A 15,208-nucleotide genomic window follows, 5' to 3' on the forward strand; every position below is an offset into this window, starting at 1 on the left:
ACGTAGGCGGATCTCATCCGCGAATCGCGCCGATACGCCAGGCTATCGCGGACAAGGTCCGCTCCTACGAGTGCGGGAGAAACGCCGTCGTAGGATGGTGTTGAGCGAAGCGATACCCATCGCCACCGTCGGCCGTGCCACCGGGACGTCCGGCGGGGCCGGAGCCCTACGCGCAATGCAAGGCGCCCGTCACAGCGCCCCGGCGCGCTTCCAGCCCAGGTAGCGGCTGACCAGTTCCGGACCCAGTTGGCTGGGTCTGGCGTCCAGCACCGGCACGCCATTGGCCAGCAGCTTTTCGTGCAGGCCGGCTCGGGCGTTCAGGTAGTCCAGGGCGCCGCAATAGGTCAGCGCTTCGTCGTAGCCCTGCACCGGCGTCTGCCGCAACTGGTCGAGCACTTCCTCGCGCAGGCTGGCGACCAGCACGCGGTGCTGGCGGCCGAGGCGGCGCACCGCGCCCAGCAGTTCCTCGTCGTCCTCGTCGCGCAGGTTGGTCACCAGCACCACCAGGGCGCGGCGGCGTTGGCGCGTGAGCAGGGCCTGCACGGCGGCCGCGTAGTCCGCCGGGCGCTGGCTGCTGTCCAGGTCGTAGACGGCGTTGAGCAGCGCGCCCAGCTGGGCATTGCCCTTGGCCGGCGGCAGGTGGCGCGGCCGCTCGCCGGCGAAGGTCTGCAGGCCCACGGCGTCGCCCTGGCGCAGGGCCACGTAGGCCAGCAGCAGGCTGGCGTTGAGGGCGTGGTCGAAGTGCGAGAGGTCGCCGTCCTTGCTGCGCATGTGGCGGCCGCAGTCGAGCAGGAAGAGGATCTGCTGGTCGCGTTCGTCCTGGTACTCGCGGGCGATGGGCGTGCGCTTGCGCGCGGTGGCCTTCCAGTCGATCTGGCGCAGGGTGTCGCCGTCGCGGAATTCGCGCAGCTGGTGGAATTCCAGGCCCAGGCCGCGGCGCTGGCCGGGGCGCACGCCGATGCGGCTGAGCCAGTGGTCCACGGCCATCAGCTCGGCGCCGTAGATACGCGCGAAGTCGGGGTAGACGCGGGTTTCGTCGCGCACTTCAAGGAAGCGCCGGCCGCGCCACAGGCGCAGCGGGCTGGGCAGTTCCAGCTCGCAGCGGGGGAAGACGAAGTGGCCGCGCTGCAGCGGCCGCACGCGGTAGCCGAGCTGGGTGGTCTCGCCCGGGTGCAGTTCCGCAGCCAGGGGCAGGTGCTCGAAGTCCATGCCCGAGGGCAGGTGGTCGAACAGCGTCACCCGCAGGCGCTGGCCGAAGCCGTGCTGCAGTTGCAGGCGCACTTCGCTCCAGCGCCCCAGCGGCAGGTTGCCGGCCAGCTGGCGTTGCAGGCGCGGGCTGGGCAGGCGGCGCAGCCACAGGGCGTCGCCCAGGGCCAGGCCGAGCAGGGCCAGCAGCAGGACCCACCACAGCTGTTGCAGCCAGGCCGGCGCCGGGCTGCCCAGGGCCGTGGCGCTGCCCAGGCCGATGGCGGCCAGGGCCAGCGCGGCGAGCAGCGCGAGCAGGACGCGCGATGGCTTCATAGGCGCGGCGCCGGTACCTGGTCGAGCAACTGTTGCAGCACCTGGTCCACCGACAGGCCCTCGATGTCCAGCTCCGGCGACAGCCGCACGCGGTGGCGCAGCACGGCCAGGGCACAGCCTTTCACGTCGTCCGGAATCACGAAGTCGCCGCCGCGCAGCAGCGCGCGGGCGCGGGCGCAGCGCACCAGGGCGATGGAGGCGCGGGGCCCGGCGCCCAGGGCCAGGCCCGGCCAGCTGCGGGTGGTGCGGGCGATGCGCACGGCGTAGTCGAGCACCTGGTCGTCGATGGCCAGGTCGGCGGCGATCTTCTGCAGCGCCAGCACGTCCTTGTCCTTGAGCAGCGGGCGCAGCGGCGCCACGTCGAGCATGTCGCTGCGCGCCGAGCGCGTCACTTGGCGCACCAGGGTCTGTTCCTCGGCCTCCTGCGGGTAGTCCATGCGCAGCTTGAGCATGAAGCGGTCCAGCTCGGCCTCGGGCAGCGGGTAGGTGCCTTCCTGCTCGATGGGGTTCTGCGTGGCCAGCACCATGAACGGCTGCGGCACCGGCAGGGCGCGGCCCTCCAGGGTGACCTGGCGCTCCTGCATCACTTCCAGCAGCGCCGCCTGGGTCTTGGCCGGGGCGCGGTTGATCTCGTCGGCCAGCAGCAGGTTGGTGAAGGCCGGGCCCTTGCGCAGCTTGAACTGCTCGCTGGCCAGGTCGTACACGGCGTGGCCGGTGACGTCGCTGGGCATCAGGTCGGGGGTGAACTGGATGCGCGCGAAGGCGCCGTCGAAGCAACGGGCCAGGGCGCGCACCAGGAGCGTCTTGCCCAGCCCCGGCACGCCCTCGACCAGGATGTGGCCGCCGGCGAGCAGGGCGGTGAGCACGTCGTCGATCACCCCGACCTGGCCGATCAGGGCCTTCTGCAGTTCGTGGCGCAGGGCCTGGGCCAGCTGGCTGGCGCGCTGGCGCTGGGCCGCCGGGTTGGCGGACGGGGTGGCGCTGGGTTCGGGCGTCTGTTCGCTCATAGGGCATTCCTGAGGCTTTGCAGGTGGGCGACCTGGCGGGTGAATTCGGCGGCGCTCATGCGGGGCGCCGGGTAGGGCCGCATGGCCTGGCTGATGGCGCTGACCGGCAGGCGCGTCATGCGCCCGAGCAGTTGCCACTGTTCGGCGATCGGCAGGCGTTCGAAGCCCGGCTGGCGCTGCCGCGCGCGGCGCAGCACGTCGCGCTGCAGGCCTTGCACCAGGGCCACGTGGCCGCGCTGGCGGAGCAGGAAGTCGGCGCCGGCGCGCAGGTGTTCCACCAGTTGCCGGCGGGCGCGGCTGGGCACCGGTTGCAGCGGGCCCTGGCGCTGGCCGGCGCGCCACAGCAGCAGCGCCAGCAGCAGGGCGAGGGCGACGAGCGCCTGCGGGTAGTTGCGCAGCAGCAGGTTGAGCAGGCTGTCGCCGTCGGTGCGGTAGACCAGGGTCACGGCGCTGTCCTGGGTCAGGTACCAGAGCAGCCAGGCGTTGTCGTAGGCGTCGAGGTTGGCGGTCTGCCAGATCCAGTTGTCGGTCAGCACCGTGACCAGGCCGTCGCCCAGCTGCAGTTGCAGCAGGTGGGTGGCGTCGTGGCTGTTGGCCCAGGCGTAGGCGAGGTTCTTCGAGTCGTAGAGGTGGTACTCGGTGTCGAAGCCGATGTAGGCCGGGGCCTGCTCGTTCTCCAGGTAGAGCTTGGTCAGGTCCGGGTAGGCGTCCGCGTCCTCTTCTTCCTCGGCCTTGGCCGGGTCCGCCGTGGGGGACGCTGGCTGCTCGACGCCCTTGGGCGGCGGCACCTTGGCCGGCGGCGCGGCCTCGCCATCGGCTTCGGGCTTGTCGGCGCTGGCGCCCTTGTCCAGGTCCTCGGTCAGGTATTGCTGGATGCCCAGCGGGTCGAGCAGCAGGTCGCCGCTCTTGCCGTCCTTCTCGTCCCACAGGCGCTCGGCGGTGACGATCAGGTGGCCGCCTCGGCGCGCCCAGTCGAGCAGGGCGCGGTTCTGCGCGGGGGTGACGTTCTCGCGGCCGCCCAGCAGGATCAGGGTGTGGCCCTGGCTGGGCAGGTTGTCGAGCACTTCCAGGCCCTTGGCGCTGTCGACCCGCAGGCCGCGGCCGCGGAGGAAGCGTTCGGCGGCCAGGTAGGGATTGGCCCGCACCTCGGGGGAGGGGCCGTGTTCGATCTTCTCCGGGTAGGGCCGCAGGTTCTGGTACAGGTACCAGGCCACGGCGGCGCCGACCAGCAGCACCAGCACGCCGAGCAGCCAGCGGGTGGAGCGGCTCATGCCGGCGCTCCCGGGCCGAACAGCCGGCGCCAGCCGTCGCACAGCGCCTGGCGCAGTTCGCCGGGCGGCGGGCGGTGGCCGTAGGCGAGGGCCTGCCAGTGGCCGGTCAGCTCCCGCGCGTAGCTGTCCAGTTCGGGCCGCTGCAGGCCTTCAACCTGGCCCAGCACTTCGCCTTCGGTGCTGGAATCGCGCAGCGGCACCCGGTAGTCGTGCAGCAGGCGGCTGAGCAGGGCGCGGTAGAGCAGGCCCAGGGCCGCGCGGGGCTGCTCGTCCCAGAGCCGCTCGGCGGCGCTGGCGACGTCCTCGGGCAGGCTTTCCGGCGCCAGTTCCAGGCCGAACAGCACCGCCGGCGCCTCGCGCGGGGCCTTCTGCGGCAGGCCCAGGCGGGAGGCGAACAGGCGCAGCCATTCGCGGTAGCGCCACAGCAGCAGGACCACGGCGGCGATCAGCGCGGCCCACAGCAGCGTCTGCAGCGATTGCAGGATCAGGCCCAGCGGCCGCCAGTGGGCCAGGGCGTCGAAGAAGGCCTTGAGGTCGTCCTCGCTGCCCTTGCCGGCCTTCTCCTTGGGCGGCTCGCCCAGGCGCCAGCGGGTGACCGTCTCGCTGTTGCGGAAGGGTGGGGCGTCGAGCAGGGCGTCGACGGCCTGGCGCGACTGCTCGCTGGTCAGCTTCTGGTGCAGCAGGCGCGCGGCTTCGGGGTCGTTCGGGTCCTGGTTGGGCAGCGGGCAGCTGGTGGCGCTTTCCGCGGCCCAGGGCGCGCTGCTGGGCAGCATCGCCAGGGCGCCGGCACACACCAGCAGCAGGGCGTAGGCGCTGCCCACCAGGCGCTGGCGCAGGCGGCGGAACACCAGTTCGATGTCCCAGGCCTCCAGCTCGGTGCGGCGGTTGAGGTAGAGGGTGAAGCCGCAGGCCACGTAGACCGGTTCCCAGACCACTAGGACCAGCGCGTAGAGCAGGTTGGACAGGTGCTCCAGCCATTGCCAGTCGCCTTGCAGGGCATCCAGCAGGGCCTGCCATTTCCAGTCCGACAGCCATTGCTGCGGCAGCATCAGGTAGAGCAGCGCCATCAGCCCCAGGTACAGGGCCAGCTCGAAGTGCATGCCGACCACCGTCAACCAGGTGGCGCCGCCGGCGTTGCGCTGGCCCAGCACCACCAGGCGCTGGCTGCGCGCCTGGCCGGCCAGGCCCTCCAGTTGCAGCACCGGCAGGTCGAAGCTGCGCGTCGGGCTGAAGCGCCGCCACAGCAGGCTGGGCAGCAGCTGGCGCCGCAGCAGGCCGGGGAAGGCGCGCAGGGCCTCGCGCAGCGTCGGGGTATCGGCGAACAGGGCGCGGGAGAGGATGTACAGCGGCAGGCGCTCGAAGGCCGGCTTCAGCCACCAGAAGATCAGGATGGCCAGGCTGGAGTAGTCCCACAGCAACAGGCTGAGCACGGCGAACACCGGCAGCGTGACCAGCGCCCAGCTGGCCATCAGCAGCCCGGCATGCCGTCGCGCCAGGAGCACGCCGAGGTCCAGCGCCTCCCAGGCGCTGCGCGGGCGGATCGCCACGCTGGCGTCAGTCAGGCGCATGGCGCTGGCGTCCGGCGAACAGGAAGTAGCTGCCGACCAGCAGCCAGAGCGCGGCGCCGACGCCGTACTTGACCGTGGCCGGGAAGCGCGTGAGCGAGGACCAGTAGCCCTCGACGAAGGCGGCTATGAGCAGCAGCAGGATTACCCCGGCGACCAGCTGGATGGCCTTGGCCGCGGCCTGGCGCAACGCCTCGCCGCGGCTCAGGCGGCCCGGGGCGAGCAGTGCCCAGCCGAGCTTGAGCCCGGCGGCGCCGGCGAAGGTGACGGCGGTCAGCTCGAAGGCGCCGTGGCCGATGACGAAGGACCAGAAGGTCTGCACGTAGCCGATCTGCGTCAGGTGGCCGGCCACCGCGCCTATCATCAGGCCGTTGAAGAACAGGAAGAACAGGCTGCCCAGGCCGAACAGCAGGCCGCTGGCGAAGGTCTGGAAGGCGATGCCGATGTTGTTCATCACGTAGAAGGCGAACATCTGCCAGTTGTCCCCGGCGCCGCGCTCGCCCAGCGGGCCCAGGCGCGCGGCGTCGGGGGCGTACATGCCTTCCATCTCCGCCACCCGTTCGGCGCTGAGCACGCTGTAGACCAGGTCGGGGAAGCAGTACACCAGCACGCCCATGAGCAGCAGGGTGCCGTAGAACAGCAGGCTGGCGACGGCGATGGCGCGCCACTGCTCGCGCACCAGGCGCGGGAAGCCGGCCAGCAGGAAGCCGATCAGCCGCGAGCCGAGGTGGCTGCGGTGGCGGTAGAACTGCTGGTGGCCGCGCATGGCCAGTTGCTGCAGGTGGTCGATCAGGTGGCTGCTGTAGCCGCGGTCCTGGGCCAGGGCCAGTTGCTGGCAGAGGCTGCGGTAGTCGCTGGCGAAGTCGCCGTCGCGGGTGGATTCCTCGCGCTTGCCGTTTTCCAGCTGTTCCAGGCGCTTGGCGAAGCGCTTCCAGTCGTTGCGGTGGCGCTGCTCGAACAGGCTCTGCTTCATGGCGCCAGGCCTCCGCCGAGCAGGCCGCTGGCGATGCCGGCCAGGCGCGTCTCGGCCTGTTCCGCGGGCACGCCCAGGGGCTCGGCGAGAATCCCCGCCAGTTCCTCGCGGCGCGCCGCCGACAGGCCCGCGGCGCGTTCGCTGAAGCCGGTGACGGCGCGCTGCTCGGCCAGGCTCAGCGGGCACGGCGGCAGCAGCGGCGGCACCTGGGAAAGCTGCGGCCGGCTCGGCGGCGGGTCGCGGTAGATCACCAGGGTGCCGGCGGCCAGGTCGCCCAGGCGCTTGAACGCCGGGTTGGACAGGCAGGCGAGCAGGCCCAGGGTGTAGCCGAAGGGCAGGATGTCGGCGAAGCGCAGCAGGTTGCGCAGCAGCGAGGCGGACCAGCCGACCGGCGTGCCGTCGTCGTGGACCACGCGCAGGCCCATGACCTGCTTGCCGGGCGAACGTCCCTGGTTGAGCACTTCGAACAGGACCATGTACCACCAGGTGACGAGGAAGGTGAGCAGCAGCCCCAGGCCGGTGCCGAGCTGGCCGAGGAAGGCCAGCAGGATGTACATCACCAGCATCAGCAGCACGCGGATGCCCAGGTCGATCAGGTAGGCCAGGGCGCGGGCCACCGGCCCGGCCGGGCGCAGCAGCAGGTCGATGCCTTCCGGGGTTTCCACCTGGTAGCGGGTGTCCAGCGGCGGGCTGGCGGGGCGTGGTGGCGCGGCGGCGATCAAGGGCGTTGGCAGTCGCTAGAGGGAAAGTCCGATGCTAGCCAGCGCCGCCCGGCTAGGCAACCAGGGCGGCGGGCAATTCCGGGCTGTTTCTCAGTTGGCCGGCGGCAAGACGCCGAAGATGGTGCGGTAGAGCACGCCGATGGCGATGAAGGCCAGCGGCAGCGTCCAGACCAGGCCGATCAGCAGCGGGATGGCGCTGAGCAGCATGATCAGGCCGAGCGCCAGGAACAGGCCGAAGACCTTGAACCAGTGCTGGCCGATGGCTTTGCGCGAGGCCTCCATGGCCTGCCAGGGCGACAGACCGCGCTCCACCACCAGCGGGATGGCCAGGGCATAGGAGACGCCCAGGTAGATGCCCGGCAGCACCAGCAGGAACAGGCCCAGGTAGGTCAGCACGGTGATCGCAAGGCCGGTGATGAGCAGCGGGACGAACAGGCCGAAGTAGGCGAACAGCTCGTTGATGGTCGCCGGCTGGTCGGCGGCGCGGCGGATGCCGATCATGTTCAGCCCGGCCAGCAGCGGGTAGCAGAGCGCGCTGGCGAGGACGCTGACGATGATTTGCAGCGCGCCGGGTTCGGAGTCGTGGATCAGGCCCAGCAGGCCGAGGACGAAGGCGATGACGAAGCTCAGCAGGTTGACCGCCACGCCGTAGATGATCGCCGCGACCACCAGCGTGCCCTTCATGCCCTTGACCTTGTGCCAGGCTTCGCCCAGCACGTCGCCGATGCGGAAGTCGTAGCCGCGGGCAAGGGCTTCCTCGATGCTGGGCGCGCCCGCGCCCGTGGGGTCCTGCTGCAGCTGGCTGGCCGGTGTCGCGTAGGGGTTCTGTTCGAATTCCTGGTTCATATGAGCCAATCCCTGGTGATGTGAAAGAAACCGCGCCTACACCATAACCCATACCGAGGTTCCGGGCAGCCCGCGGGGGGATGGTAGACTGCCCGGCCAGGCCAAGGGAGAGCGTCATGACCGCCAGCATCTTCTGGTACGACTACGAGACCACCGGCATCGACCCGCGCCGCGACCGCCCGTTGCAGGTCGCCGGCATCCGCACCGACGAGGCGCTCAACGAGATCGAGGCGCCGCTGAACTTCTATTGCCGCCCCAGCGACGACATCCTGCCGCACCCGGCGGCCTGTCTGATCACCGGCATCACCCCGCGGCGCCTGGAAGAACAGGGCCTGGGCGAAGCCGAGTTCATGACCCGCCTGCACGCCGAGCTGTCGCGTCCGGGCACCTGCGTGGCCGGCTACAACACCCTGCGCTTCGACGACGAAGTCACGCGCTACAGCCTCTACCGCAACTTCTTCGACCCCTACGCCCGCGAATGGCAAGGCGGCAACAGCCGCTGGGACCTCATCGACCTGGTGCGCACCGCCTACGCGCTGCGCCCGGAAGGCATCCAGTGGCCGCTGAACGACGAGGGCGTGGTCACCCTGAAGCTGGAGCGTCTGACCGAGGCCAACGGCCTGGAGCACGGCCAGGCCCACGACGCCCTGTCCGACGTGCGCGCGACCATCGCCATGGCCCGGCTGCTCCGCCAGCGCCAGCCCAAGCTCTACGACTTCCTCTACCGCCTGCGCGGCAAGCACGCGGTGCTCGACCAGGTGCAACTGCTCAAGCCGCTGGTGCACGTGTCCGGGCGTTTCTCGGCGGCGCGCAGCTTCCTGTCGCTGGTGCTGCCGCTGGCGTGGCACCCGCGCAACCGCAACGCCCTGATCGTCTGCGACCTGGGGCTGGACCCGGCGCCGTTGCTGGAGCTGGATGCCGAGGCCCTGCGCCAGCGCCTGTACACCCGCCGCGAGGAACTGGGCGAGGGCGAGCTGCCGGTGCCGCTGAAGCTGGTGCACGTCAACCGCTGCCCGGTGCTGGCGCCGCTGGCGGTGCTGCGCGAGCAGGACCAGGCGCGCCTGGGCATCGACCTGGCGGCCTGGCAGGCACGCGCGCAGGTGCTGGCCGAAGGCAAGCCGCAGTGGCAGGACAAGCTGGCCGCGATATATGAACAAGAGAACTTCCCCGGCGTCGAGGATCCGGAACAGCAGCTATATGACGGGTTTATCGGCGACCGTGACCGGCGGCTCTGCGAACAGGTGCGCCAGGCGGACCCTGTGCGCCTGGGACGAGAACAATGGCCATTCGACGATCCGCGTCTGGTGGAACTTCTGTTCCGTTATCGCGCGCGGAATTTTCCGGAAACTTTGTCTACGGCCGAGCAGGAACAATGGCGGGAGTTCTGTCGTTGCCGGCTGATGCTCGACGAGTACGGTGCGCCCAATACCCTCGCGAACTTTGAAGTGGCTCTGGCCGAACAGCTCGAAAATACTGGGCTGCAGGGTAGGGCATTGCTGCAGGAATGGCAGGCATATGCCGCTGTCTTGCGTCAGCGTTATTGCCTTTAGTGTTCGGCGAGTTCTTCGCGGGCAATAAAAAACGCCAGCCGAGGCTGGCGTTTTCGCGTGGCGCGGGGGCTCAACCCAGCAGGGTGGCCCAGCTCTCGACGGTGTCGGCGCCCCACTTGGCCTTCCATTCCTTGAGCGTCTTGTGGTTGCCGCCCTTGGTTTCGATGACTTCGCCGTTATGCGGGTTCTTGTACTGCTTGACCTTGCGCGCGCGCTTGCTGCCGGTGGCCTTGGCGGCACGCGGGGCCTTGCTCAGTTTGGCGTCCGGATCGAGCAGCGCGAGGATGTCACGCAGGGACTTGCCATAGCCGCCCATGAGCGTGCGGAGTTTCTCTTCGAACTCCAGTTCCTTCTTCAGCTTGTCGTCCTTCTCCAGGGACTTGAGGCGCTCTTGAAGTTCCTTGATGGCTTCTTCGGTGGCGCGGTACTCATTGATCAGTGACATGTCGGCGTACCTTGTCTTGAGGTCAAGCGTTGCTGGAATATTAGTATTCCCAATAATAGTCAGCCGATTTGTTCGAGTAAACCATTGGATAAAGTTTTCTGGCTACTTAACGTAATATTTAACTTGCTTCGATAGACGCATTGTCCGCGCACTTAAATCAGGACCTGTCCGAATGTCCCTTGCCGGCGGTCGCGGTTTTCCCGGGCAGCCGCTAGAATGGCGGCCTTCGCGAAGTATCTGGAGCTACACCCATGCGCACTTTCCGACTGGTGATCGCCTGTCCCGACGGGGTCGGCATCGTCGCCAAGGTGAGTAATTTCCTGGCCACTTACAACGGCTGGATCACCGAGGCCAGTCATCACTCCGACAACGACAACGGCTGGTTCTTCATGCGGCACGAGATTCGCGCCGACTCCCTGCCGTTCGACCTCGACGGGTTCCGCCAGGCCTTCGCCCCCATCGCCCGCGAGTTCAACATGGTCTGGCGCATCACCGACTCGGCGGTGAAGAAGCGCGTGGTGCTGATGGCCAGCCGCGAGTCGCACTGCCTGGCCGACCTGCTGCACCGCTGGCACAGCGGCGAGCTGGACTGCGAGATCCCCTGCGTGATCGCCAACCACGACGACCTGCGCAGCATGGTCGAATGGCACGGCATCCCGTACTTCCACGTGCCGGTGGATGCGAAGAACAAGCAGCCGGCCTTCGACGAGGTGTCGCGGCTGATCGACGAGCACCAGGCCGACAACGTGGTGCTGGCGCGCTACATGCAGATCCTGCCGCCGGACCTGTGCCAGAAGTACCGCCACCAGGTGATCAACATCCACCACAGCTTCCTGCCCTCGTTCATCGGCGCCAAGCCCTATCACCAGGCGTCGCTGCGCGGCGTGAAACTGATCGGCGCGACCTGCCACTATGTCACCGAGGAACTGGACGCCGGCCCGATCATCGAGCAGGACGTGGTGCGCGTGAGCCATCGCGACAACGTCGAGGAGATGGTGCGCCTGGGCAAGGACGTGGAAAAGATGGTGCTGGCGCGCGGTTTGCGCTATCACCTGGAAGACCGCGTGCTGGTGCACGATAACAAGACAGTGGTGTTCGACTGAGGACCTGTCCACGATCTGCTGCGCGTCGGCATAACTGCGTTAAAAACAGGCGAGCGATGCTCATTTAGCGGACTAAACTGCGCTCTCTCGCCTGTTTTTGCCTTGTTCTGCTCTAGCTCGCGAGATCGTAAACAGGCCCTGAGCCGCATTGGCCGGGCGAACCCGCGAAGCAGGAGAGCCCGGCCATGTCCGACGAGAAAGCCCCCGGCACAGCCACCCCGCCGCCCACCCTGGGCGAGGGCTGTACCAGCCGCTACGACATCGATGCGCTGAGCGAGGAGGACGGCACCGAGTTCCCCGGCGCCGCCGAACTCTGGCGCGAAGTGCAGGACGAAAGGGGGCGCCCCGAGGCGCCGCCGAAGAAACCCTAGCCGATTCGCCCGTGTGGAGGTGACCCATGCGCGCCATGCTGCTCGAACAGGTGGGCCAGCCGCTGCGATTGCGCGAGCTGCCCGTGCCGCAACCCGGCCCAGGTGAGCTGCGCGTGCGCGTGGCGGCCTGCGGGGTGTGCCGTACCGACCTGCACGTGGTCGATGGCGAACTGCCGGCGGTGCCCCTGCCGGTGATCCCCGGGCACGAGATCGTCGGCTACGTCGATGCCCTGGGCGCGGGCGTCGAGGGTTTCGCTCTGGGCCAGCGGGTCGGCGTGCCCTGGCTGGGGCATACCTGCGGTCACTGTCCGCCCTGTACCCGCGACCAGGAAAACCTCTGCGACGCGCCGCAGTTCACCGGCTACACCCGGCCGGGAGGCTATGCCGAGTACGTGGTGGCAGATGCGCGTTTCACCTTCGCCCTGGGCGAGGCGGGCGACGATGCCGAGCTGGCGCCGCTGCTCTGCGCCGGGCTGATCGGCTGGCGCTCGCTGGTCAAGGCCGGCGACGGCCGGCGCCTGGGCCTCTACGGCTTCGGCGCGGCGGCGCACATCGTGCTGCAGGTGGCGCGCTGGCAGGGGCGCGAGGTCTACGCCTTCAGCCGTCCCGGCGACCACGCCGCCGAGGCTTTTGCCCGCTCATTGGGCGCCGTCTGGGCCGGCCCATCCGACCAGGCGCCGCCGCAGCCGCTGGACGCGGCGATCATCTACGCCCCGGCCGGCGAACTGGTGCCCGCCGCGTTGCGCGCCGTGCGCAAGGGCGGCCGGGTGGTCTGTGCCGGCATCCACATGAGCGACATCCCGAGCTTCCCCTACTCGATCCTGTGGGGCGAACGCGAGCTGGTTTCAGTAGCCAACCTGACCCGCCGCGACGGCCTGGAGTTCTTCCCCGTCGCCGCCCGGGCCAGGGTGCGTACCGAGGTGCAGCGGTACCCGCTGGAGCAGGCCAACCAGGCCCTGGACGACCTGCGCCACGGACGCTTCCAGGGCGCGGCGGTGTTGGTGCCGTAAAGGGAGCGTGGTGTGGATGTTCGGCCATCGCGGACGGAGTCCGCTCCTACGAGAAGCCGTGCCTGTCCGTACGGTAGGACTGCGCCGAGGTGCTTTTCGTAGGATGGGTTGAGCTTGCGAAACCCATCGGACCATGGCGATGGGTTTGCCGGAAGGTGTAGGAGCGGACTTGTCCGCGATAGCCGGAGGTTCCGGCGCGATTCGCGGATGAGATCCGCTCCTACACAGCCCCACCTGCGCCATTCCCCTGTAGGAGCGCGCCCTGCGCGCGAAATCGCGGGCAGGGCCCGCTCCTACAGTTGTCGTGAGGCACGGAGTTTCTAGGCGTCGCGGTTGCGCAAGCCGATCAGGCGGCGCAGCAGCGGGCGTCCGGCCATGATGGCGAACACCGGCGCGCCCGCCACCAGGTAGAAGTAGTAGGTCACCACCCGCCAGACCAGAATGGCCGCCGCCGCAGTCGGCTTGCCCACCAGCGGGCTGAGCATCGCCAGCGAGGTCAGCTCGGTGCCGCCGGCGCCGCCCGGCAGCAGGGTGGCCAGGCCGGCGGCCAGGGACAGCAGCTGGATCAGGAAGGTCCAGGCCCAGTGCAGTTCCACGCCCATGGCCTGGAGGATCAGGTAGAGCACCGAGAAGCGCAGCAGCCAGTGGCTGCTGGTGAGCAGGAACACCAGCGCCAGGCGCCGGCGTGGCTGCTTGAGGCTGGTGGCGATGCTGTCGCGAAAGTGCAGCAGCTTGCGCGCCCAGTGCAGGCGCCGCCGCGGCTTGACGCCCAGGCGCGCCAGCAGGCGGCCGTTGGCGCGGATCACCCGGCGCTGGAAGCGCGCCAGCAGCACCACGCCGAACAGGATGCCGCCCAGCAGCACGGCGCTGACCAGCAGCGAGGATTCCAGGTTCGGGCTGAGGCTGTGGGACAGCGTGTAGCACAGCACTACCAGCAGCGCCGTGAGGAAGAACAGCAGGTCGCTCAACTGGTCGACGGCGAAGATCGCGCTGCTCTGCGCCGGGCGCAGGCCGCGGCGGGCCAGCAGGGCCATCAGCGTCAGCGGCGCGCCGCTGCCGCCGGGGGTGGCGTAGAAGGCGAACTCCGAGGCCATGATGATGCCGATCGACTGCCGCTGGCTCAGCGGCCCGGCGCGGCCGGCAAGCAGCACGCGCAGCTTCTGGGCGTTGATCAGCCAGCACAGCAGGATCATGCCGAGCAACAGCAGCAGGTTGTCCAGCGGGAAGCTCGCCAGTTGCTCGAGCATCGGCCGGCCGCCCAGCACCAGCGGCACCAGCGAGGCGCCGAGCAGGGCGATCAGCAGCCACCAGGCGCGGCTCATGGCCGGGCCTCGCGGCGGGTGGGGCGCGCTCCGTTCAGCTCGGGGCGCGGGGTGTTGCGGCAGACGGAAATGACATTTACCTCCGGGACTGTGCGCTTCCCTCTTCTGTGGACTACCGCTTCGGGCTGGCGTTCGCAGTCGCTGAGGGGAGTCTACGGCAGCCTCGGCAGTGGCGCCCCGGTCCTTTCGTCGGTCCGGGGCATCCGGGGCTCACGGGTGTTCGGTTTCCTTGGCGCCTTCCTCCAGCGCCTTGTTCTGCCAGCCTTCCTCGCCGGGCAGGATCAGGTTCAGGACGATGGCGACGATGGCGCACAGGGCGATGCCCTTCAGGCCGAAGTCGTCCGGGCCGGTGCCCGAGCCGATCAGCACGCCGCCGATGCCGAACACCAGGGTCACCGAGACGATGCACAGGTTGCGCGCCTGGGACAGGTCGACCTTGTGGCGGATCAGGGTGTTCATGCCCACCGAGGCGATGGTGCCGAACAGCAGGCAGAGGATGCCGCCCATCACCGGCACCGGGATGCTCTGCAGGATGGCGCCGAACTTGCCGACGAAGGCCAGGCCGATGGCGAACGCCGCCGCCCAGGTCATGATCTTCGGGTTGTAGTTCTTGGTCAGCATCACCGCGCCGGTGACTTCGGCGTAGGTGGTGTTCGGCGGGCCGCCGAACAGGCCGGCGGCGGAGGTGGCGATGCCGTCGCCCAGCAGGGTGCGGTGCAGGCCCGGGGTCTTCAGGTAGTTCTTGCCGGTCACCCCGCCCACGGCGATCACCCCGCCGATGTGCTCGATGGCCGGGGCCAGGGCCACCGGGACGATGAATAGGATGGCCTGCCAGTTGAACTCCGGCGCGGTGAACTTCGGCAGCTCCAGCCAGGGCGCGGCGACGATCTTGGCCACGTCGACCACGCCGAACATGAAGGCCAGCGCATAGCCCACCAGCACGCCGCTGATGATCGGCACCAGGCGCAGCATGCCCTTGCCGAACACGGCGACTATCAGGGTGGTGATCAGCGCCGGCATGGAGATCAGCATGGCGGTGCGGTAGGGGATCAGCTCGGTGCCGTCGCCGGCCTTGCCCATGGCCATGTTGGCGGCGATGGGGGCCATGGCCAGGCCGATGGAGATGATCACCGGGCCGATCACCACCGGCGGCAGCAGGCGGTCGATGAAGGCGGTGCCCTTGATCTTCACCGCCAGGCCCAGGAAGGTGTAGACGAAGCCGGCGGCGACCACCCCGCCCATGGTCGCGGCCAGGCCGAACTGGCCCTTGGCGAGGATGATCGGGGTGATGAAGGCGAAGCTGGAGGCCAGGAACACCGGCACCTGGCGCCCGGTCACCAGCTGGAACATGAGGGTGCCGAAGCCGGCGGTGAACAGCGCCACGTTCGGGTCCAGGCCGGTGATCAGCGGCATCAGCACCAGGGCGCCGAAGGCGACGAAGAGCATCTGCGCGCCGGCGATGACCTGGCGCCACAGCGGGTCATGGAATTCGTCGGCCATGG

Annotated in this window: 14 protein-coding genes; 4 read left to right on the plus strand and 10 right to left on the minus strand. The window is 69.2% G+C overall.

What is annotated here, in order from left to right:
- Nucleotides 1-189: 189 nt before the first annotated feature.
- The 7 genes from BM060_RS19925 to BM060_RS19955 form a co-directional block, all read right to left on the minus strand.
- Entirely contained in the window at nt 190-1,521 is a 1,332-nt protein-coding gene (locus BM060_RS19925; RefSeq protein ID WP_074982256.1) for a DUF58 domain-containing protein, read from the minus strand.
- Complete coding sequence (locus BM060_RS19930; RefSeq protein ID WP_009615810.1) at nt 1,518-2,528, minus strand: AAA family ATPase; 1,011 nt, start codon at nt 2,526-2,528, stop codon at nt 1,518-1,520. Before BM060_RS19930 ends, BM060_RS19925 begins: the two co-directional genes overlap by 4 nt.
- The gene (locus BM060_RS19935) at nt 2,525-3,799 is read right to left on the minus strand and encodes a DUF4350 domain-containing protein (RefSeq protein ID WP_074982258.1); all 1,275 of its coding nucleotides are present in this window, start codon (nt 3,797-3,799) and stop codon (nt 2,525-2,527) included. Before BM060_RS19935 ends, BM060_RS19930 begins: the two co-directional genes overlap by 4 nt.
- On the minus strand, nt 3,796-5,367 hold the full coding sequence (locus BM060_RS19940; protein WP_074982260.1) for a DUF4129 domain-containing protein: 1,572 nt from the start codon (nt 5,365-5,367) through the stop codon (nt 3,796-3,798). Before BM060_RS19940 ends, BM060_RS19935 begins: the two co-directional genes overlap by 4 nt.
- Nucleotides 5,354-6,337 (minus strand): stage II sporulation protein M, encoded by a 984-nt coding sequence (locus BM060_RS19945; protein WP_074982263.1) that lies wholly within the window; start codon nt 6,335-6,337, stop codon nt 5,354-5,356. The genes BM060_RS19940 and BM060_RS19945 overlap by 14 nt, the downstream gene beginning before the upstream one ends.
- Nucleotides 6,334-7,059 (minus strand): RDD family protein, encoded by a 726-nt coding sequence (locus tag BM060_RS19950; RefSeq protein WP_074982265.1) that lies wholly within the window; start codon nt 7,057-7,059, stop codon nt 6,334-6,336. The genes BM060_RS19945 and BM060_RS19950 overlap by 4 nt, the downstream gene beginning before the upstream one ends.
- Before the next feature lie 90 nt (nt 7,060-7,149).
- Entirely contained in the window at nt 7,150-7,905 is a 756-nt protein-coding gene (locus BM060_RS19955) for a hypothetical protein (RefSeq protein WP_074982268.1), read from the minus strand.
- A 116-nt stretch (nt 7,906-8,021) separates the two neighbouring features.
- Here BM060_RS19955 and sbcB point away from each other — a divergent pair, with 116 nt between their 5' ends.
- Complete coding sequence (sbcB, locus tag BM060_RS19960; protein ID WP_074982271.1) at nt 8,022-9,455, plus strand: exodeoxyribonuclease I; 1,434 nt, start codon at nt 8,022-8,024, stop codon at nt 9,453-9,455.
- Nucleotides 9,456-9,525: 70 nt separating this feature from the next.
- Here the strand turns inward: sbcB and mvaT are convergent, their stop codons facing one another.
- Complete coding sequence (gene mvaT, locus BM060_RS19965) at nt 9,526-9,900, minus strand: histone-like nucleoid-structuring protein MvaT (protein WP_074982273.1); 375 nt, start codon at nt 9,898-9,900, stop codon at nt 9,526-9,528.
- Nucleotides 9,901-10,151: 251 nt separating this feature from the next.
- On the opposite strand from mvaT, the gene purU reads away from it, so the two are divergent.
- The 3 genes from purU to BM060_RS19980 all read left to right on the plus strand — a co-directional run bounded on the left by purU (nt 10,152) and on the right by BM060_RS19980 (nt 12,384).
- Nucleotides 10,152-11,003 (plus strand): formyltetrahydrofolate deformylase, encoded by an 852-nt coding sequence (purU, locus tag BM060_RS19970; RefSeq protein ID WP_009615828.1) that lies wholly within the window; start codon nt 10,152-10,154, stop codon nt 11,001-11,003.
- A 185-nt stretch (nt 11,004-11,188) separates the two neighbouring features.
- Nucleotides 11,189-11,374, plus strand: coding sequence for a hypothetical protein (locus BM060_RS19975; RefSeq protein WP_074982275.1), 186 nt, complete (start codon nt 11,189-11,191; stop codon nt 11,372-11,374).
- A gap of 26 nt (nt 11,375-11,400) precedes the next feature.
- The gene (locus BM060_RS19980; RefSeq protein ID WP_074982277.1) at nt 11,401-12,384 is read left to right on the plus strand and encodes a zinc-dependent alcohol dehydrogenase family protein; all 984 of its coding nucleotides are present in this window, start codon (nt 11,401-11,403) and stop codon (nt 12,382-12,384) included.
- 320 nt (nt 12,385-12,704) lie between these two features.
- Here the strand turns inward: BM060_RS19980 and gpgF are convergent, their stop codons facing one another.
- A complete protein-coding gene (gene gpgF / locus BM060_RS19985; RefSeq protein ID WP_058487504.1) occupies nt 12,705-13,706 on the minus strand; it encodes a glucosaminyl phosphatidylglycerol flippase in 1,002 nt (333 codons plus the stop codon).
- Between the two features lie 210 nt (nt 13,707-13,916).
- Nucleotides 13,917-15,206: a uracil-xanthine permease family protein gene (locus tag BM060_RS19990; protein ID WP_074982279.1), complete on the minus strand. Its 1,290-nt coding sequence runs from the start codon at nt 15,204-15,206 to the stop codon at nt 13,917-13,919.
- Nucleotides 15,207-15,208 lie beyond the last annotated feature (2 nt).

Source organism: Pseudomonas citronellolis (genome assembly GCF_900112375.1).
Lineage (GTDB): Bacteria > Pseudomonadota > Gammaproteobacteria > Pseudomonadales > Pseudomonadaceae > Pseudomonas > Pseudomonas citronellolis.